General features: G+C 53.1%; 14 protein-coding genes. 5 read left to right on the top strand and 9 right to left on the bottom strand.

What is annotated here, in order from left to right:
* Positions 1 to 27: 27 nt before the first annotated feature.
* The 4 genes from FRY98_RS23265 to FRY98_RS23250 all read right to left on the bottom strand — a co-directional run bounded on the left by FRY98_RS23265 (position 28) and on the right by FRY98_RS23250 (position 3,750).
* Positions 28 to 531: an alpha/beta hydrolase gene (locus tag FRY98_RS23265; protein ID WP_148456632.1), complete on the bottom strand. Its 504-nt coding sequence runs from the start codon at positions 529 to 531 to the stop codon at positions 28 to 30.
* Positions 532 to 944: 413 nt separating this feature from the next.
* The gene (locus tag FRY98_RS23260; protein ID WP_148456630.1) at positions 945 to 1,625 is read right to left on the bottom strand and encodes a DUF1266 domain-containing protein; all 681 of its coding nucleotides are present in this window, start codon (positions 1,623 to 1,625) and stop codon (positions 945 to 947) included.
* Positions 1,626 to 1,646: 21 nt separating this feature from the next.
* Positions 1,647 to 2,984 (bottom strand): tetratricopeptide repeat protein, encoded by a 1,338-nt coding sequence (locus tag FRY98_RS23255; RefSeq protein WP_148456628.1) that lies wholly within the window; start codon positions 2,982 to 2,984, stop codon positions 1,647 to 1,649.
* A gap of 202 nt (positions 2,985 to 3,186) precedes the next feature.
* Complete coding sequence (locus tag FRY98_RS23250; RefSeq protein ID WP_148456626.1) at positions 3,187 to 3,750, bottom strand: TetR/AcrR family transcriptional regulator; 564 nt, start codon at positions 3,748 to 3,750, stop codon at positions 3,187 to 3,189.
* Between the two features lie 114 nt (positions 3,751 to 3,864).
* On the opposite strand from FRY98_RS23250, the gene FRY98_RS23245 reads away from it, so the two are divergent.
* Positions 3,865 to 4,917: a sugar phosphate isomerase/epimerase family protein gene (locus tag FRY98_RS23245; RefSeq protein WP_211373351.1), complete on the top strand. Its 1,053-nt coding sequence runs from the start codon at positions 3,865 to 3,867 to the stop codon at positions 4,915 to 4,917.
* A gap of 426 nt (positions 4,918 to 5,343) precedes the next feature.
* On the opposite strand, the gene FRY98_RS23240 is transcribed toward FRY98_RS23245, so the two are convergent.
* Both FRY98_RS23240 and FRY98_RS23235 read right to left on the bottom strand, forming a co-directional pair.
* Positions 5,344 to 5,646, bottom strand: a complete 303-nt coding sequence (locus FRY98_RS23240; protein WP_148456624.1) for a hypothetical protein — start codon at positions 5,644 to 5,646, stop codon at positions 5,344 to 5,346.
* Positions 5,647 to 5,822: 176 nt separating this feature from the next.
* Positions 5,823 to 6,512: a hypothetical protein gene (locus tag FRY98_RS23235; RefSeq protein ID WP_148456622.1), complete on the bottom strand. Its 690-nt coding sequence runs from the start codon at positions 6,510 to 6,512 to the stop codon at positions 5,823 to 5,825.
* A 176-nt stretch (positions 6,513 to 6,688) separates the two neighbouring features.
* On the opposite strand from FRY98_RS23235, the gene FRY98_RS23230 reads away from it, so the two are divergent.
* Together FRY98_RS23230 and FRY98_RS23225 are read left to right on the top strand one after the other, a co-directional pair.
* The gene (locus tag FRY98_RS23230) at positions 6,689 to 7,126 is read left to right on the top strand and encodes a MarR family winged helix-turn-helix transcriptional regulator (protein WP_148456620.1); all 438 of its coding nucleotides are present in this window, start codon (positions 6,689 to 6,691) and stop codon (positions 7,124 to 7,126) included.
* Between the two features lie 51 nt (positions 7,127 to 7,177).
* Positions 7,178 to 8,461, top strand: coding sequence for a serine hydrolase domain-containing protein (locus tag FRY98_RS23225; RefSeq protein WP_148456618.1), 1,284 nt, complete (start codon positions 7,178 to 7,180; stop codon positions 8,459 to 8,461).
* A 590-nt stretch (positions 8,462 to 9,051) separates the two neighbouring features.
* Here FRY98_RS23225 and FRY98_RS23220 read toward each other — a convergent pair.
* From FRY98_RS23220 to FRY98_RS23210, 3 genes are all read right to left on the bottom strand, one after another.
* Positions 9,052 to 10,209, bottom strand: coding sequence for an SEC-C metal-binding domain-containing protein (locus tag FRY98_RS23220; RefSeq protein ID WP_148456616.1), 1,158 nt, complete (start codon positions 10,207 to 10,209; stop codon positions 9,052 to 9,054).
* A 50-nt stretch (positions 10,210 to 10,259) separates the two neighbouring features.
* Positions 10,260 to 12,212 (bottom strand): elongation factor G, encoded by a 1,953-nt coding sequence (locus FRY98_RS23215; protein ID WP_148456613.1) that lies wholly within the window; start codon positions 12,210 to 12,212, stop codon positions 10,260 to 10,262.
* Positions 12,213 to 12,276: 64 nt separating this feature from the next.
* Positions 12,277 to 15,435 (bottom strand): ATP-binding protein, encoded by a 3,159-nt coding sequence (locus tag FRY98_RS23210; protein ID WP_338114623.1) that lies wholly within the window; start codon positions 15,433 to 15,435, stop codon positions 12,277 to 12,279.
* Between the two features lie 293 nt (positions 15,436 to 15,728).
* On the opposite strand from FRY98_RS23210, the gene FRY98_RS23205 reads away from it, so the two are divergent.
* On the top strand, positions 15,729 to 17,504 hold the full coding sequence (locus FRY98_RS23205; RefSeq protein ID WP_148456611.1) for an ABC transporter ATP-binding protein: 1,776 nt from the start codon (positions 15,729 to 15,731) through the stop codon (positions 17,502 to 17,504).
* Positions 17,491 to 19,266: an ABC transporter ATP-binding protein gene (locus FRY98_RS23200; protein WP_148456609.1), complete on the top strand. Its 1,776-nt coding sequence runs from the start codon at positions 17,491 to 17,493 to the stop codon at positions 19,264 to 19,266. The genes FRY98_RS23205 and FRY98_RS23200 overlap by 14 nt, the downstream gene beginning before the upstream one ends.
* Positions 19,267 to 19,895: the final 629 nt, after the last annotated feature.

Below are 19,895 nucleotides of genomic sequence, written 5' to 3'. Positions count from 1 at the left end.
TATTATCGGCTGGAGGCAGGGCTCGGCTTAGCGTTCATGGCCATCTGTCATAAACTTCACAATCGCTTCGGCCGTCTGCCGCTGCTGCTCTTCCCGGGAGATCGCCGCCGTGCCGTCCCCCTTCTGCTCCCCGTAATCGCCGAAGTACGCGTGGTTTCCGCCGGCGATCTCAAGGAGGGTGTTCGGTGAAACCGGCAGCTTGCTCCGGTCCAGCACCCGGTCTTCGCTGCCGTAAATCTCCAGCGTGGGGAGATCCTCGGGGATGGCCGCGGCGGAATAGGCCCCGAGCAAAATCAGCCCCGGGCTGCCGCCGTCCCGCTCCCGCCCCGTCTGCTCCGGGTCCGGGCGGAACACCCACATCTTTTCCAGCGCCTCCACCTTTCCTGACGGTTCGGCCAGCACTTGGCGGGCCGCCGCGTCCGCCCGGTAGTAGTCCTGCGCATAGATCCAGAATCCGCCGCCCGCCGCCAGCAAAACCGCGGCCAAGCCGATCGCCGCGTATTTCAGGCCTTTTTTCCACTTTGGGGTCATTTTGAGCCTGGCACCTCCTTGTTTCTAAACCAATTTTCTGCACCAACCGGGCCTTCACCTTCCAACTTGATTAAACCTGACATGGTGCTGCCTATCCGCAATCTTTCTTGCCGCCTGTTATGATAGCGGCGTTTTGGGCCGTTATTTCGACCCAATTTGCGTTTTCGGGAAAAATAGCGGCCAAAAAGGACCTTATTTCACTGATGCGGGTCCAAAAAACAGGTTTCGGCCCGTTTTTCCCTAAAATAGGGCCCCAAATGACCGCTATTTCTCACCGAAGGGACAATTTCGACAAAATAACGCCTCAAATGACCGTTATCCATCACTATTGACCAGCCCGCATCATAAAGAGGGATCCGGCCGCGGCAACCAATTTCTCTTCTAAACCGACAGAGCACCCCATCCTCACCAAATTACTCGGGCAGAAGCTTTTCCTTCCAATCTAGTTTCCGGTACAGCAGTGTTCCTTCCGCCAGCAGATCGTACATCGCCGAAATTTTCAAATACTTGGTGATCCCCGGTTTGTCATCAAAATAATGGCTACCGCATAAATAGGCGCAGTAGAACTCCTTCCAGCTGTTATATTTGTTCTGCAGCAGGGTTGCGGCTTCCAGCTTGATTTCCCAAGCTTCTTCCTTGCTCAAAAAACCTTTGGAAACGCCCACCCGGCTAAGCATAACGGCCCAGGCCCCGCCATAAGCACTGACATCGCCGGAAGGCAGTTGATGCAGGCATTTGTTCACAACGTCCCATTTGGCATATTCCTTCTCGCCCTGCTCCCTCTGGATCGTCTCGAGATACCGGCTGCGCGCGTCACCCGTGAGGGCCGTGAGATACCGGTGTCGAACGAGGTACTCCTCACGGTCCCCGTCATCCAATAGCCAGCGGATTTTCCGCTTTAAACTTTCGGCATCCTGGATGCTCCATGTTTTAAGGACGTCGCGAATGACGCTCTTGCGAACCAGCCGTTCCATCAGGCCAAACTCGTACGCCACGTAATAGTTTTGCAGCGTGCCTTTTAAGCAGCTTGCCGTGAGACAGCGAAAATACAACTCCAGCCGTTTCCGCTGCCGCTTGCTGTATTGATGCGACATCGTTGAATCCCCCCTTCTTCCTTATGTAAAAGACAATCTGGCGGCTCTCCAGGTTTTCCAGGCGCATCCGCCCAGAATGACCGGCAGCACCCAGAGTGACACCGGCGGCAGGTGGAATACAAAATAGACCAGCGCAAACAGAAACAAATACAGCCAGCTTAGACGGAACATGATCAGGACGTAAGTCCAGCGGCGGGCTTTTTGCGCCATCTTTTTCAGCTCGGCATAATTGGGATTATGCTCCTGGGGGTAGAGGCGGGAATTCCGGAGCATGATCAGCATCACATTGTACCGGAAGTGATAGAATTCTTCCCATGTCGGCCGCGCCTCCGCGTACTCCTCCCAAATGCTCTGAACTTGCCCCAGCTTCAGCTTCGCCTCGGCCGACAAGGCGAGGAGATCCTGATCCGGGGTGTAGTGTTCCCGAGCCGACTCGCATTGCCGGATAACGTCCTCATACCGCCCTTCCTCAAACAACCCTTGGGCGTACAGCTGCCGGGCTTCCCGATCCCGGGGTCTCAGGTCAAGGACCCGTTCCAGGCACCCCATCGCCTCAGGTTTCCGTCCCGTGCCCAGGTAAAGTTTTGCCCGCATCAATGACAAGTCGGGATCCTCCCGGAACATCCCAGCCGCCTCGGTCAATGCCGCTTCGGCCTCCTCCAGGTCGTCCTCTCTCAGGGCCGACTGAGCTTCCTGCCTAAGATCCAGGTAATGCTCGATATCGAAATCCAAGGCCTTTTCCGCAAAACATTCGTATCCCAATTCGGCGGTTCCCCGGATTTGCTCCAGGATATAGTCCACCTCCTCCTCATCGTAAGATTCATATAGTGCTTCCTTGGACTCCAGCAGCCGAAAAGAGTGGTCCAGAACCGTCCATACTTCCCGCGGCATATGCCGATGTCTCTCCAAAAAATGCATCAAACCGTTCACCCGAACGTCCTGATACTCCATATTCCACATAAAATCTTCCGCCATGAGCGCGGTCCACGCCTCGGGATCGATCCGGCGGGGGAAGTCGTCGTAAAGGTTCCTCATCTTTTCAAAAAATACCTGCACCGGATGCGGCTTCGTCCCGGTCGGCACACGAAGGTCCGCCTCTGCCTGAAAATCCTCTTGACGCATAACCGCGATTTCTTCATATATAGGTTCGTTCCATTCATCCGCTTCCCGCGCAACACTCGCCCCGGCCTGATCCGGATCGCCGGCCCGCTTCATCGCCCATTCGAAAGCTTCGCGAAGCTGCTGGTACCCTTGCGGATCCTCTTCCGGATGATGGAGCTTCAATTGCCTGGCGTACGCTTTTTTAATCAAGGACTTATCCGCCGTCGCCTCAATCCCCAATATCGACCAGTATCTCATTGCCCGGTTACTCCACCTCTCACCGCTTGAATTTCAAGCATGATTTCACAATAAAAAACCCCCGGCAGCGAATGCGGGAGCTATGTTCATTATAACATAGGAGGCTGTCATACTCATCCAGGGCGAAGGGCTTAATTGGCGGCCGGAGACGCGTTAACCGCATTACCCGAGTAACTCTAAAATCACGGAAATGTGCGATTTATCAGCCACCGATTGTTCTTCCGGCGATTTTTAAAATTAGCTGTGCTTCTTCTTCCGGCGGCTTCAAGCAATCGGAGAGAATCCATTCTTTAAGAAGTCTTACTGTTCCATACTGAACGTACGAAGCAATCGCCTTCTTTTCCTCCAAATCCAGGTTTTCCGGTAAGTGTTTAATGACCATATGATCAAACTGCGGTAGTGAGATTTTGATGTGGGAGAGTAGGTCATAATTATCTAGATCTAATACAAGTTTTGCAAATTCAAGATTGTCTTTTATATATTGCAGAACCTGAGTCAGACATTCATCGATATTTTTGCCTGCCGCCATATCATTTATAACGGTAAATGAAGTGCTTTGTATGTACGTGTCAGCAATTTCATTTAATACATCATATTGACTTCCATAGTGATTATAAAATGTAGTCCGATTAATTCCTGCGACTTGGCATAACTCTCGTATGGATATTTTATTTATTTTTGTTGTCTTTAGCATTTTTAATAAAGCCTCGCGAATCAAGCGTTTTGTTAACATAACCCTCTGGTTGACATTACTTTTTTCTGACATAGTTCCTCCATTGTATTTCGACATTTTGAAAGCATCTGTCGGTTGCAAAATAGACATATGTTGATATCATTTTAAAGTGCTAGTGAAATATGTCAATGAAAAGGAGAGGTGGACGTGAAAAAAAATAAAAAAAGAATATTAACCGTAATCATTGTGTGTATGAGTCTCGTGATCGTACTTATTGCCGGCTATCAAATCAAAGAAAATGTCCGAATTAACAGAATAGTGAATTCACACAAAACGGAGCACGCAGAACAAAACAATGCTGCAAGAAGCAATAATGAGAATGACCCTGAACATATTACGACCGCAGTTCAACAGATTATGATAGGAACCATGAGTAATAATTATGATAATGCTCTACAGACATTACTTGCTATCAAAAACGCAGGTTATGAAGCTATCGAATTGAATGATTTTATGATTCACAAATCTTCTTTGCTTGTAAAATTAATGACAAAATTCTCAGGTATGCCTATTGGCAATGGCGGCAAGCTCGATTGGCCGAAGTTGATTCAAGAAAGCGGACTAAAGGTCGTAAGCATACATAGTAATCTGGGGAGCATTGAGAACGATGCTAAAGCGATAGCCGATGAAGCGAAGAATTTTGGGACAGATACTGTAGTGATTACTGGGATGTACAAATTTGATTACAGTAGTCTGGATGATGTGAAGGAACTTGCCCAACGTCTGAATCAGGCTGGAAAAGCTCTATCGGAAGAAGGAATACGTCTTCTGTATCATAATCATAATGTTGAACTGCAAAAGGTAACCTCCGAAAAAACAGCTTACGACATCATCATTGAAGAAACAGATCCTGCCTATGTCAATTTCGAGTTTGATAGTTACTGGATGGCCGACGGTGGTGCTAATGTTCCGGCCTTGATGGAAAAACTGGGTGGCCGAATGAAATTATGGCATATCAATGACCGCGGTTATACCAAATCAGGTCCTTATATGACACCAATACTGAAAGAAAACGCTACGGAGTTAGGATATGGAAATATGGATCTGGATACACTCTCGGCAATTGCTATCAAAAACGGAGTAGAAGGGGTCATCTTAGAAACTCATAAAAATTGGATAGATAACGATCCGATTAAGAGCCTCCAGGTTAGCGCAGAATACATGCAGGAGAAGTTTGGTGACCAAGAAAACGTTAAATAAAATGAAGCACAGAAATATAATGATACCGAGGCAAATTTATTATATTTCAAACTCTCTATTGCAACGGTTGAACGGCTTCTCTCAAATCCCTTTTCTTGGAAGATTGTACTCCTTACTGTGTTGCTTCCCGTGCTCACGAATAAAATTCCTGCAAATCTGCATGTTTTTTTCTTGTTTGGAACCAGAATTTCAAAATGCCTGCAAATCTGCAGGCATTTTCGACGAAACCGGCTCGTTTCTAGAAAATCGCTAGAAATACCTGCAGATTTGCATCTTTTTTGCGAATCCCCTCCGGGATCAGGCTTAAATACCTGCAGATTTGCATCTTTTTGAAGTTGGAAGGGTTGGAGTGTGCGCTAACTAGGTACCCTGACCGCCGTGGGCTAAATACGATTTGGATACCTGTGGGCGTGAATGCCGCACAAACTAACCCATGTAATCTTCAGCGATTTGAATGTGTCTCTTAAGTTCTAAGTCCGGATACCTTCTATCTAGTTGGTACAGTAACTCTATGTATTTTTTACTTTGTAGGTTGTATGCTACATCTTCAAATACTTCACTAAGAAATGAGATTTCCGTTTTCGAACATTCTTTCAAAAAACCTAATGTTAATCCTTCATCTTCACTAAGTAAATCAATTAACTCTGTCCACTTTTGCGTAATTCTAGGATCATTATCATCGAGTAAGGCTCTAGCCCCCAAAACCGCACGTACTTTCTCATTAAACACAATACTTGTGACCTCCACTGGGTTCTTCCCGGGAATCGCCAACATCGAGGAGTGGCCTGCTTGCTCGGCGACTTCCTTGGCGAAGCTGAGAGATTTCGGAGATCTCTCTTCTCCTTAGAAATAATCCCTAATCATACCCACAAATTTACTATAACTTCAATTCGGCAGCAAACGGCCTATTTTCCCAGACTGTCATCTTCCCAATCTATCCCCATCTCCTCAAACGATGTCCGGCTCTCCCTCCAACCCTCGGGGCTTTCCGCTCCAATGACTTCGAGCTCCCCGCGGGACAAAACGATGCTCCCGTGAGGATTACTAATTTTCCTCTCATATATCGACTTCAGCAAGTTTACTTGCTCAGCAGTCATATCATAATAATCCCGCCACGATTCAATCGCGGTTTCCGGCTCCATCAGTTGACGATCCAGCAAATACCCGCCGTATTGCACGAGTCCGACGATATGATCCACCGAAGTCATCGTCTCGTGATCTCCCCAAAAAGCGGTCGTTATGGACGGGGAAATCGTACCATCCTCACGCTGATCCAGCAAATATTCCAAAGTTTCGGTTTTTGCCAACTCCACAACTTCCCGTGGCGCCCCCGCAAAGAAATCCAGCGCTGTAGGCATATCCGGGCGCGTGTCTTGCTCGCTCCGAAAAGCCCCCACACAATAGTTCTCTTTGAACGTAATCGTCCCTCTTCCTCCCGAGTCGTCGACAACACTGTAGTTATCTCCATCCCAGGAGTGTTCGTACGAAAATTCGGGGTAATGGGCGACCATGATCGCATGGGCTATCGACGCCAGCAGGCATCCGCTCCATAATTGCTGTTTATTTAATCGGCTGTTTAAAACGATCGGTTTCATCTATATCTTCCTTCCTTTAGGTAAAAGCGGTCATTCGGATGGATGCATAGACTAATCTACTACAACTCAAACCACGCAGCAATCCGGCGATCTCCCGATTCCATGGTTGCGCGGGATTGACAACTTTTCCGCGTTCTTTTAATATTTTAGACATCTAACATATTGGTGGTGTTCATTTGGACCTGTACGCTCGCGTTAAACAAATCAATGAAGCCGAATATGCCATAAACCGGCTGATCTTCAAGCAGTACAAGAAGGCTCTAGCCAGTCAGCTCACCACACAGCAGGCGGTATTGCTGGACATCGTCTATGCTGCGGGAAAAATCACGGTGGGGGAGCTCGCCCTGGAGATGGACATCAGCTCCAGCGCCGTAAGCCAGCTGATCGCCAAATTGGAAAAGAACGGATACGTTCACCGTTCCGTCAACCCGGATAACCGGCGCGAAGTTTTTATTACCTTGGGTCCGCAAGGACTGGAGTACTTCGACAAGCAGGAGCAGGTCCAGCGCGCCGTGGCCGAGCGACTGTACGCCAAACTGACACAGGCCGAACTCGGGGATTTGGAGCGGATTACGGCAAAATTAATGAAGATTGCCCAGGAGGAATTCCGTTGAATTCCCCGTCCCCAATATGTTAGTTGTCTAAAATAATTAGGAGGATTAACTATGCGAACGTCTCTTTTTTCTATCCGTCAACCATTGGAACAACTAAAATTCAACGGTGCGGTGTATCTGCAAACCGGCGGGCAAGAAGGCAGGCAGCTGACGATAGGTTATGCCGATCTCGAACAAACCCGGCCGATCACGGAAAGCACGCTATTTTACATCGCATCCTTAACCAAAATGTACACCGCCGCCATGATTCTGCAGCTCATCGATCGCGGCACAATCCGGCTTGAGGACCCGCTGACCGGCTGGTTCGAAGCCCGCGCTCCCTATGACCGGGTCACGATCGAGCACCTGCTGACGCATTCCTCCGGGATACCCGAATATTTCAATCCGGAGCTCGGCAACGTGGAGGCTATTTTGAAAGGCGACTGGGAGCCTTATTTTACCCCGGGTGAAGGGTGGCTTTACACCAATACGAACTATGTTCTGCTCGCCCGAATCCTCGGGCGGACAAGCAGACTTTCTTATGAAGCCTGTCTGCGCAACAACATCGCCGGTCCGCTGGGACTCCGGCATACCACCACAAGGCCCGACCCGGAACAAATCGCCGTCGGCAAATTGTACGATTACCGGGAGCGCCAATTTACCCCGGTGACGAAAGATCCGTTGTTCAAACAGATCGATCGCCTGTATGGCCATTATGACGGAGATGGCGGAATTTATGCGACCGCCGCGGAGGTGGCCCGATTTATGCAGGGATTTCTTCGCGGGGAATTGGTTTCCCATGAACTTGTATCCCGCGCGATCACCGCTTCTCCATTAAGCCGGGGGCACGGATACGGATACGGATTCATCATTCAGGAGGAGGCCTTCGGCCATTCCGGAGGATGGCCCGGCTATTCGGCCCACGCCTTGTGCTCATGGTCCGGAGACGACCTAACGGTTCTGCTTACCAACGAGGAAGTCAGCCCGGCCTACGAGCTGCAACTGCTGGACCTGTTGAGTCACTCCGCCGCCGTCCCTCAGGAGGAGTTCGAACGACGCGCCGCCGGTCTTCCCCCCAAGCATCCCGAAGTCCTGTCTGTTGCCGGCGCGGCCGAGGAATGGAATGACCTTGAAGGAACTTATCGGCTTGCGGACGAACACCAAACTAGTTTTACGATTCAAATTGACATCGAATCAATCAGTCCGACTGTTTCTTTTCCCGACCAACTGGCCGCCGGTTTGCTCAAAGTCGAGCCCCATGTATACTGGATCCGCAATACGATGAGCTATATCGATGTGGCGAGGATGATATTTGTGGACGAGGGAATTGAAGTCCCGTTTCGAAAGATGCCGTAGCTGCGCTGCTCCACTGATGCACTCAAGCACTCAAGTCCGAGAGCTAACGGAAATAATAGCCGCTATTTCGTACATTTCCGCCTTTTGAAAATTCTAACGGAAATAATAGCGCCTAATCCCTACTTTTGCTTCAGAAATCAGGCCGTTTTTCCAAAATAGCAGCTATTGCGTCCGTTAGAATTCCAAAACGCCCTGAATGCGCAAAATAGCAGCTACTGTGTCCGTTAGAATCCCAAACGGCCCTCGACGCACCAAAGCAGCCAGCTACTACGTCCGTTAGAATTCCGAAACAGCCCTCGATGCGCCTAAGCAGCCAGCTACTGCGTCCGTTAGAATTCCGAAACGGCCCTCGATGCGCCTAAGCAGCCAGCTATTGCGTCCGTTAGAATTCCAAACGGCCTCAATGCGCAAAATAGCAGCTACTGCGTCCGTTAGAATCCCAAACGGCCCTCGATGCGCCTAAGCAGCCAGCGATGGCGCCCAATCACCCGAGGTAAATATCCGCACAAGCAAAAAAAGCTCCACACCCCGGCACATTTCATGCGCCTGGTGTGAAGCCTCCCCAGCTTATGGCCGTCCGAGATCATCGGTTATTGGCCACAGCATTTTTTATATTTCTTGCCGCTGCCGCATGGGCAAGGATCGTTGCGTCCAACCTTGACCACGCGAATCGGCGTTTTGCTCGTTCTCCCCATCACGGTCGGTATCGTGGATGACTTCCCGGTTCCCAGCTCCGCCGGCGTGTGTCCGCAGTTGGACCAGAGTCGCGTATGGTTGGACACATCCACCAAAAGTTGAGCAACCTGCCGCACTTGCTCCTCATTGTCGAACACCAGCTCCCGGCGTTCAAACTCATAGATCAGCCCCTGCATCGGAGCTTCCATGGAACAAGCCAGCTGGATGTCGTCCACCAGGTAATGGGCCATCTTTTCGTCCAGCCCCATGCTGCCGACCACAAACTTCTTCAATGCCTCGAGCTGCGGCGTCATCTCGAAATAGCCATCATCCGTATAACGAAGCAGCTCCGCTTGCTCCGGTACATAATACGGCTTGCCCTGGATTCGCTCCAGCAAAGCTTCCAGCTCGCCTTCTTCTCCGCTCTGCGCCAGGCCCGCGTCAACCAGCCAACCGTCCTGCAGCACAAATTCCCGCTCTCTCTGGAGAATATCGTCCAGGTGACCATGGAACTCTTCCAGGGTGAGCTCGTCCGCATTTTGGCCGTTGAAAATGTCCACCAACTTCTCCGGCTGAAAAACCCCGTATAAATGGGTCAACGCCAGCAAATATTGATAAACCAGCGCCCTTCTGCCGCGGGCTTCCCGGAACTCCGGCGTATTGAGCCGGGCGTAGGCGGCCCGGACTTCCTCCGGAATGACCAAATGCAGCGCGCCCTCGTGGAAGTAGGTAAATAACAGACCCCGATCCAGCAAGAAGGCGTAAAATCCATACGGCACATAGTTGTCCTGTTTGGACTTGCGGTCCACCGCGGAGGCAAAAAGCTCCCATTCCTCGGCATCCAGCAGGAGGATCGTCGATTCAAGACGGTTTAAGTCGACCAGCGCTTCATGAACCGCCTGGATCAGCTCGCTCTGCTTCATTTTGGATCTGCCGGGGATGCTGTAGGTTCTGGCCAGCGAGGCCAGCCGGGTCTTGGTGAGTCCGCCCAAAATATCCCGTAAGGACGTCTGCACTTCCCCCACGATCGCATGCCGGATATTGTTTTCTTCCATGACTTGATTGAAATCCATTAGCTTATAAACTCCTTTTTCTTCATTAATAAAGCGTGCATTATAAAGCGTCAAGCGTGCATTTTGGCTTCCGCCTCATCCCAAGCCACCGTATAGCCCTGTCCCTTGGCGCAAAAGATGGAAGAAGACGTATACTCCGGGTCCGCATCCTTATCGTAGCCGATCCGCTCTATCACTTCCCGTTCATTATGACAGCGATCGTATCCCGCAAGCGTCAGACTTAACTTCCCTTTTCCTTGGGTAAAAGAGGCCAGCTGGCTCCCGTAGTCCATAAACGTCGCTACAGGCACCGTGCCGGTTAGTACCGTCAGGCCCCCCTCCGCCACCGGCGCCTCGAACCGCCCGTTGGCCTGGCTGATATCGGAGATCACCCGTCCGATGTGATCCGTGTCCACTTTGATTTTGAAGTGGTAATACGGCTCGAGGAGGAGGTTATCCGCCTTTTCCAGACCCTGGCGCAATGCTCTGAACGCGGCTTCCCGAAAATCGCCGCCCGACGTATGTTTGTTGTGGGCTCTCCCCGTCAGCAGGGTGATTTTGATGTCCGTCAGCGGCGAACCGGTCAGCAAACCGTGATGATCCCGCTCAAACAAATGGTGCCGAATCAGATTCTGATGGCCCACGGATAAATCGTCGACATGGCAGGCATTCTCGAAGGTAATCCCCGAGTTGCGTTCGCCCGGCTGCAGGCGCAGGTGAACCTCGGCGTAATGCCCCAGCGGTTCGAAGTGGCCGCGGCCGACGACTTCGTTGTCGATCGTTTCTTTATATAAAATTTCCGGTTGGTCAAAGGCCACTTTTAACTTGAAACGCTCGTAAACGAGCTGTTCCAATACTTCAAGCTGAATCCGGCCCATAACATGAATATGAATTTGCTGGAGTTTGTCCTCCCAAACCACATTCAGGGAAGGATCTTCCGCATTCAGCAGGTTAAAATAGGCCAGCGCTTCCTTGACATGAACTTTCGGTTCAAAGATGACCTTGGACCTTAACGCGGGGGCCGTTTCATATTTCGCCTTTTCCCGCAGCGCTCCCGCGCCATCCCCGACCTGGGCCCGGCTCAAGCCGGTCACGGCAAACAGTTCGCCCGCCTCTACCTGGTCGACCGTCTTATACTCGCTTCCGTTATACAACCGGATTTGGGTGATTTTTTCGGTCACCGGGCTCTGCGCGTCCCCGTATTCCAGGGTATCCCTTACTTTTAGCGTCCCGTTCAACGCTTTAATGAAAGTAACGCGCGTTCCTTGTTCGTCATGGCGAATCCGGTAAACTCGCCCGGCAAACGGGCCCTCCCTAGTATAGTCCGTCACCGTCAACCGCTCCAGCGTGCGGAGGAATTCCTCGATCCCGCTTCCCTGCAAGGCGGAACCGTACGCATACGGGAAGATCCGGCGCTCTTTAAACAAAGAACGCATTACCTTCATCCACCGGTCCGGGGCGTAACCGTGCTCCAAATAATATTCCAGCAGGGATTCGTCCCGCTCGGCGATAAAATCAACCAGGGCATCGCTCATCCCGCCGTCATCCGCCAGGTGGCCCGGCAGCGCGCATAGCTCGGCCCCGAATTCCCGGCGAAGCTCCTTGGCCACACGGGCCGCGTCCGCACCGATCCGATCCGTTTTGTTGATGAAGAAGAAACAGGGAATTTCGTGCTTCTTCAACAGTTCCCATACGGTTTCCGTCTGCCCCTCGATGCCTTCCACGGCGCTGACCAGAATAATCGCATAATCCATCGCCTGGATCGCCCGCTCCGTCTCGGGAGAGAAGTCCATGTGCCCGGGCGTGTCGATCAGGTAGTAGACGGAATCCCCGCAGGCGAAGCGGCCCTGATCGGCAAATACCGTAATCCCCCGCTGCCGCTCGATCTGATGGCTGTCCAGAAACGCGTCCCGATGATCGACCCGGCCGCGGCTTTTGATGCTTTTCGTATAATAGAGCAGTTGCTCCGAGAAGGTCGTCTTCCCGGCGTCCACATGCGCCAGTATCCCAATGGTCTTATTCATGGTTGCCTCCGGAAATAAACGTTCGACTCATATTATAACACAGGGACGCAAATGCTGATTTTTGCTATTTTTCGCGGCCGTTTTCCTTGTGGATTCTAAAAGACACCGATGTTCCCTGACCGGGGACACTGTGAATCTGCAGCCCCCGCCCATAATGCCGTTTTAAACGGAGATGCGTATTCCATAGCCCCACGCCGGTCCGGCTGTCCGTCCCGCTGTCCAGCACCCGCCGCCATACTTCCTCTTCCATGCCAACACCGTCATCTTCGACCAGAACTTCGGCGTAGTCCCCCCGGTCTTTAACCCGAACGGTGATCTTCCCGCCGCGGGAACGAATCGTGATCCCGTGCCGGATCGCGTTCTCCGCCAGAGGCTGAATCGTGAGCATCGGGATTTCCAGGTCCCGGCAAGTCTCATCCACGTCCCACTCCACGCACAATCTGTCGCCAAAGCGGACCTGCTCGATGTACAAATAAGACCGGACGATGCTCAACTCTTGCTCCAAAGGGGCGGCTTCATCCTTATTCTGCAGTCTGAACTTGTCCCGCAGAAACTCTCCGAACACTTCCAGAAGATCCCGCATCCGATCCGGTTCCGTCTCGCTCAGGGCCAAAACCGAATTCAGCGCGTTGAACAAAAAATGCGGCTGAATTTGCGCTTGAAGCCAGGCCGCCTCGATTCGAAGCCGCTCGCGGAGCGATCGTTTGGTCTCCGTTAACGCCCGGACACGGGACCTGAGTTCCTTCGCATCCACCGGCTTGGTGACGTAATCGTTCGCCCCCGCCAAAAATCCCTGCTCAATGTCCTCGGGCTGGCTTCTTGCGGTCAGCAGAAGCACGGGCAGCTCCGTAACGGAAAAACGTTCGCGGATTCGCCGGGCCAGCTCATATCCGGACATGCGCGGCATCATCACGTCCGAGAGCACCAGATCCCACTCCCGGGAATCGAGCGCCTTCAAGGCCTTTTCCCCGCTTGTAACCGTCGTAATGGAGTAATCTTCCGCGTCCAGGATCGCCTGGATAACATCCAGATTCACCGGGTCGTCGTCCACGACCAAAATCCGCGAGCGGTCCCCCTCCGGAACCGGCCCCGGCGGCGTTACCGCAAAAGCCCTAGCAGGCGTAAGCGCCTTGGGGCTCGAAGCCTCGGCGCTAGAAGTCTCGGCGCTGGCCGCAGCCGTTTCCGCTTTCTGAAGCGGCCCAAGCGATCTCAAAGGCGCCGTTTCTTCCGCCTTCGTCTTGGCCAGCGGTAGAGTAAATACGAACTCCGAGCCTTGGCCGGGAGAAGACTCCACCCGCAGAGTCCCGCCCTGCAGCTCCGCCAAACGTTTGCTGATGCCGAGCCCGAGCCCGAAGCCGCCCTCCGTGAGCATCCTGCCGGAGTCGGCCTGTTCGTAAGGCTCGAACACGCGCCGCAGCGTGTCGCCGTCCATGCCGATCCCCGTATCCTTGACGGCGATATGCACCTTGTCTTCCTTCACATATCCCCGGACCGAAATTTCCCCTTCCGGCGTGAACTTTAACGCGTTATGCAGCAGATTGAACATCATTTGAATCACCCGGTTCTCATCGGCGAAAACCTGCGGCAAATGTTCCGGGATCTCGTCGATCAGCTTCACTCCCCTGCCTTCCGCCATGTAACGGAGCATATCCAGGACCCCCGTCGAAACGCTCTGCACGGCAAAAGGCCGAGGCTGAAGGCGCAGCGCATTTTCCCGCAAGCTCATCGTGTCCAGCAGGTCGTTCAGCAAGAGCGACATGCGCCGCCCCACGTTCATAACGGTTTCCAGCTCCTTGGCGCTCTGCGGATGCAGCGTTGGTTTCTCCCGCTCCAGAACCGCTTGCGACAGGTTAAGCATACTGTGCAGCGGATTGCGCAGCTCATGCGACGTATTGGCGAGGAACTCGTCCTTCAGCTTGTCCGCCCGCTGCAGCTTTGCCGCCATTTTTTTCGTATCGGCATGAACCTGGAAGTAGTTTTTAAACCAAACGGCGACAAAGCAGGCCATGCAAAAGATAAGATCGAACGGGTAGAAGACCGTCTTGATCCCCAGGGACAATTGAATGCCCCACCAAATCAGATTGCTGGCGAAGGCCGTTACGGACAGAAGCAGCAGCAGTTGGTTTTTGGGTTCTCTTAAGGACGTCCGGATCATGGAACCTATCGTGATAAATAAAGATACGCCCAGTAGAAGGCCGTACAAAGGCTGAGCCAGGACGATTTCCCGGACAGGCCGGAAAACCGCGAGCAGCAAGCCGGCCCCGCAAAGGGCGGCGTACCCCGGCGACAGCTTGCTCCAGAACCGGGGAACCTGATCTTTGACGCAGCGGATCATGGAGTAAGCGATAAAGACCATGGACATATGTACCAGTTTAAAGCTCCAATCGTAATCCATCGTAAACCAGTAGCTGAACAATTTCTCGTCGCTTCCCAACAGGTACATCATCATGGCGCTGACGCAGAGGACGGAGAAAGCGAGCAGCCGCCGATCCCGGTTGCCCACCAGGAACATAATAAAGGCGTACCCCGCATGCATCAAAAATACGACGGCCACCAATTGCTGCATGGCGATGGATATCTGGGTTTCGCGTTCGACGGCCTCCTTCAGTCCGAATTTCACCGAACGAACGATGCCGCCTTCCCGCGGATCTTTATAATTCGCCGCCTGTATGACGACGTCCATTTCCCCCCGGCTATTGGCTTGAAAGGAAACGGTCTGCGGCATATTTCCCGCGGTGTAATCGCGCCCGCTTTCCGCAGGCTCCCCCGACTTATGAAGCAGCTGCCCGTTTACGTAAATCGCGGAGGAACTGCGGACACTCGTAATCCGTAAACTGTACTGCCGGGAGCTCCCCGGTTCGACAAGAATGCGCAGCCGATAAGTGCCGTAGCCGTAAGGGGTGCTCTCCCCCGGCTTCAGATGGTCGTCCCAGCCTTCGGGGACCTGGATCAAGGCCGGGGCTCGCGGCCCGTCCTGCGCCCGCGGCCCGATCAGCCAATCATACGGATAAAACTCCCATTCCCCGTCCAGGGTGACCACCGGCGGTTTTTCATTCGTCCCCCAGCCCCGCAAGTCCATCCGGCCGCCGACGGCCCGAAGATGATCCCCATGGTAAAACCCATCGATCCAGAGCATGCGAAAACCCGCCAGCAGCAACAGAAACAGCGCCAGCAGGGCGACGATTCTCCAGGTAGATCTCTCTTTTCTTTTTTTCCTTAACAAATGTTCGGACTCCTTATTTCCTAAATGATCTCGCCGTCAGTTCGAATCTGCCAAAATATTCTTATTTCAAACTATGAAAAGTATAGCCCAAGCCTCTGCAAGAATTCAATTTCTACTATAAAAAAACAATCCCGGATACGCCTCGCGGCAATGTTAATTCTGTACAAAATCACAGTAAAAAACGACAAGTTTATGCGCCGGCAATTGTGCTATAATCACGTTGATTCGCTAAGCCGATAAATTTGTAAGGCGTTTCAACAACCGTGTGAGAACACACAGAAACAGGTGATTACATGTTCGAGCTGAAATGGCTGTGGCAGAACCTGGAGGGAGACCGTTCGCGGTATATTCTGGCTCTCATCCTCTCGGTCGTGGGGTCGTCGCTCACGATCGTCAATCCGTACATCAGCCAGCGCATCGTGGATACGTTCATTTCCGGTGAACATGCGATGCAGAACCTGACGCAGGAGCGCGGGCTTCTGATTATGCTATGCCTAGGCATGATCGGCTTCACTCTGCTGCGCACAGGTTTAGCCTATCTGACGACGATGCAGTACGAGCAAGCCTCGCAAAATATGCTGTACCGCATCCGCATTTTTTTGTACAACAAAATTCAGGGTCAAGACATGGAGTACTACGACCGCAACCGGACCGGCGATCTCATGACCAAGATGACAGGCGATCTGGACATGGTGCGTCACTCGATGGCGTGGATTATCAAGACGATTATCGAATCGCTGACGATCTTTATCGCGGCCGTCGTTTATTTTTTCTCCATCGATGTGGAGTTGACCCTTTGGCTGCTGATTCTTTCGCCGCCGATTTTTATCGTAGCCTACATATTCGCCAAGCGCGTTCGTCCTATGTATGTGGATCTGCGCGAACGGCTCTCCCAACTGAACACGATCACGCAGGAGAATATCGCCGGCAACCGGGTGGTCAAAGCGTTCGCCCGCGAGGATTACGAAGTGGAGAAGTTCACCGAGAAGAACGTCAACTACGCCAAGGCGAACAAGGCGGCCGCCCTCGTCTGGCTGGACTACTTTCCATATCTGGAGTCGTTTGCACAAGCGTTTAACGTCATCCTTATGCTCGTCGGCGGCTTGTTCGTCATGAACGGCCGGATCACTTTCGGCGAGTTTGCGGCCTTTTCGTCGCTGATTTGGGCCGTATCCAACCCGATGCGCAACATCGGCATTATCATCAATGATATTCAGCGGTTTTTCGCCAGCCTAAGCAAGATTGTGGATGTCTATTATGCCCGGCCGCACATCGTGAACGAGCACAACGCCATCGATAAACGGCGTTATGACGGCCGCATCGAGTTCGATCACGTCAGCTTCAAATACGATAACGTGAAAGTTCTGGATGATGTGAGCTTTACAGTTGAGCCGGGTGAAACCGTTGCCATCATGGGCTCGACGGGATCGGGCAAAACGACGCTCATCAACCTGATCCCGCGTTTCTACGACGTCTCCGAAGGCCGTGTCCTGGTCGACGGTACGGACGTACGCAAGCTGGAACTCGACGAGCTGCGCGGCAACATCGGCGTGGCGACGCAGGACGTGCTCCTGTTCTCTGACACCATCGACGGAAACATCGCTTTCGGCGATCCCGATCTGCCGGAGGAGGACACGGTGAAATACGCCCGGCTGGCCGCCGCGCATGACTTTATTACGCGAATGCCCGAAGGCTATGACACGATCGTCGGGGAGCGCGGCGTCGGCCTGTCGGGCGGGCAGAAGCAGCGCATCGCGCTGGCCCGCGCCATGGCGGTGCGCCGGCCGATCCTCATCCTGGATGACACGACCTCCGCGGTCGATCTCGAAACCGAGGAGCACATCCAGCAAAGCCTGCGCGAACTGGACCATCCCTGCACGAAGATCATTATCGCGCAGCGCGTGTCCACCACCGCGCAGGCCGACCGCATCCTTATCCTGGACGGCGGCCGTCTGATCGAGGAAGGCACCCACGCCGAACTCCTGGCGAAGCGGGGCTACTATTACGAAGTATTTATGCTGCAGAACGAAGGTATCGGAAGGCAGGTGAGCGCCCATGGCAAGGAATAGGTTCGATATCGACGAAAACCTGGAGTCCCCTTTTGACATCAAGCACTTCCGTCGGGCCATGATCTACATCAGGCGGCAGAAGAAACCGATGATCGTCGCGTTCTTACTGAGCGCCTTGTCCGCGGCCATCGCGCTGTCGGCGCCGCTCATCCTGCAGCATGTCGTCGACGTGACAATTCCCGAAAAAGCGGTCGGTCCCTTGTTCGGCTGGTCCGCGCTGATGCTGGCAACGATCGTCGTCAGCGTCGTCCTGGCGACGATCCGCTCGCGGATCATGACCCGCGTGGGACAGGACATTATTTTTGAAATCCGGAGCGATCTGTTCAAGCATTTGCAGCAGCTTCCTTTCAAGTATTACGATGACCGCCCGCAGGGCAAAATTCTGATCCGGGTCGTCAACTATGTCAACTCGGTCTCGGACGTGCTGTCCAACGGGATCATCAACTTTATTCTGGAAATGTTGAACCTGATTTTCATCGCGGCGTTCATGTTCGCCGTCGATGTCCGGCTCTCGCTCATTACGCTGGCGGGGTTGCCCGTCTTCCTCGGCATCATGCTGATGATCAAAACCCGGCAGCGCCGGGCATGGCAGGCGGTATCCAACAAGAGCTCGAACCTGAACGCGTATCTGCAGGAGAGCATCAGCGGGATCGGCGTGACGCAGATCTTTTCCCGGGAAAAGCGAAATGAAGGCATCTTCACCCGCCTCGCCGCCAACTTCCGCAAAGAATGGATGCGGGCGCTGCGTTTCAACGCCCTGATTCCTTTTTCGGTCGATAACCTGGCTACCATTGTCAGCGCGCTGATCTTCCTGGTCGGTCTGCTCGCTCTGGGACCGGGAGAAGCGACCTTCGGCGTCATTCTCGCCATGAGCAGCTATGCCGCCCGGTTTTGGCAGCCGATCCTGAATCTGTCGAACCTGTACAACAGCTTTATCAACGCGGTGGCCTATCTGGAGCGGATCTTCGAAACGCTGGATGAACCGGTTACCGTCAGCGATGTGCCGAACGCGAAGGAGCTTCCGCCGGTGAAAGGCCATGTCCGATTCGACGACGTCACCTTCGCCTACGATCCGGGTCACAACATCCTGGAGCATCTGTCCTTCGACGTCAAAGCCGGCGAAAGCATCGCCCTGGTCGGTCCGACCGGTGCGGGTAAGACCACGGTCGTCAACCTGATCTCCCGGTTCTACAATCTGACCGGCGGGCAGATTCTCGTCGACGGCCATGACATCTCGCAGATGACGCTGAAATCGCTCCGCAGCCAGATGGGGATCATGCTGCAGGATAGCTTTATTTTCTCCGGCACGATTATGGACAATATCCGCTACGGACGGCTCGACGCCACCGAGGAGGAAGTGATCGCCGCCGCGAAGACGGTCTGCGCCGACGAGTTCATCCGCGAGTTCGAGCAGGGCTATCAGACGGAAGTCAACGAGCGCGGCTCCAAGCTGTCCCAGGGGCAGCGACAGCTCATCTCGTTTGCGCGCACGCTGTTGGCCGACCCGCGGATCCTCATCCTGGACGAAGCCACCTCGTCGATCGACGCGAAGACCGAGCGCCTGCTGCAGCAAGGCCTGAACGAGCTGCTGAAAGGGCGCACGTCGTTCATCATCGCGCACCGGCTGTCCACGGTCAAAAACTGCGACCGCATCATGTACGTCTCGGACAAAGGCATCGCGGAAAGCGGTTCGCACGACGAGCTCATCGCCCGCCGCGGCCTCTACTACCGGCTGTACACGGCGCAGAAGATGGAAGCGTAAAGCCAGCAGCGCGCCTGACGCGCCACTTCAAAAGGCTGCCGATTCATACGGGTTCTAACGAGAACCTGACTTGAACCGGCAGCCTTTTCGGCGCTTGGCCTTTACCGCGTAGCGTTTGGTAAAGGCGTGCGTGGGGCCCGGACTTTAAAAAGCCTGCAAATCTGCAGGCTTTTGGCGCGGATTGGGCCGAAAATTAAAAATACCTGCAAATCTGCAGGCTTTTGGCGCGAATAGCTCATCCCCGGCGTAAATCCGTTGAAATTCCTGCATATTTGCATCTTTTTCACATTCGCTCGTTAAACTGGCTGAAAATTCCTGCATTTTAGCATCTTTTTCGGCTTGGGTTGATTGGGTTGATTGGGTTGATTGGTTTGGTGGGGTGGTTGGAGTGGTTGGAATGGTTTGTTGAGTTTGTTGAGTTTGTTGAGTTTGTTGAGTTTGTTGAGTTTGTTGAGCTAGCTAGCTAGCTTGCTTGCTTGAGTTGGCTCGGCGGCTTCAGCCCGTTCAGCCACTTCAGCGGAATCATCGCCTCATCCCCGCAAATTCCAGCCTGCTAAAGGAAGGAATGGATCGGGGTGGCGGGCTTCGAGTGCGGAAAAGGGAGAGTTTAGTGGACCTCAATCATGATT

The sequence above is a fragment of the Paenibacillus faecis genome (assembly GCF_008084145.1).
GTDB lineage: Bacteria > Bacillota > Bacilli > Paenibacillales > Paenibacillaceae > Fontibacillus > Fontibacillus faecis.
This window is presented reverse-complemented; position numbering and strand designations above follow the sequence as displayed.

Coding starts and splice junctions, on each gene's coding strand:
- FRY98_RS23265 (WP_148456632.1), bottom strand. CDS start 531: ATGACCCCAAAGTGGAAAAAAGGCCTGAAATACGCGGCGATCGGCTTG.
- FRY98_RS23260 (WP_148456630.1), bottom strand. CDS start 1,625: ATGTCGCATCAATACAGCAAGCGGCAGCGGAAACGGCTGGAGTTGTAT.
- FRY98_RS23255 (WP_148456628.1), bottom strand. CDS start 2,984: ATGAGATACTGGTCGATATTGGGGATTGAGGCGACGGCGGATAAGTCC.
- FRY98_RS23250 (WP_148456626.1), bottom strand. CDS start 3,750: ATGTCAGAAAAAAGTAATGTCAACCAGAGGGTTATGTTAACAAAACGC.
- FRY98_RS23235 (WP_148456622.1), bottom strand. CDS start 6,512: ATGAAACCGATCGTTTTAAACAGCCGATTAAATAAACAGCAATTATGG.
- FRY98_RS23225 (WP_148456618.1), top strand. CDS start 7,178: ATGCGAACGTCTCTTTTTTCTATCCGTCAACCATTGGAACAACTAAAA.
- FRY98_RS23220 (WP_148456616.1), bottom strand. CDS start 10,209: ATGGATTTCAATCAAGTCATGGAAGAAAACAATATCCGGCATGCGATC.
- FRY98_RS23215 (WP_148456613.1), bottom strand. CDS start 12,212: ATGAATAAGACCATTGGGATACTGGCGCATGTGGACGCCGGGAAGACG.
- FRY98_RS23205 (WP_148456611.1), top strand. CDS start 15,729: ATGTTCGAGCTGAAATGGCTGTGGCAGAACCTGGAGGGAGACCGTTCG.
- FRY98_RS23200 (WP_148456609.1), top strand. CDS start 17,491: ATGGCAAGGAATAGGTTCGATATCGACGAAAACCTGGAGTCCCCTTTT.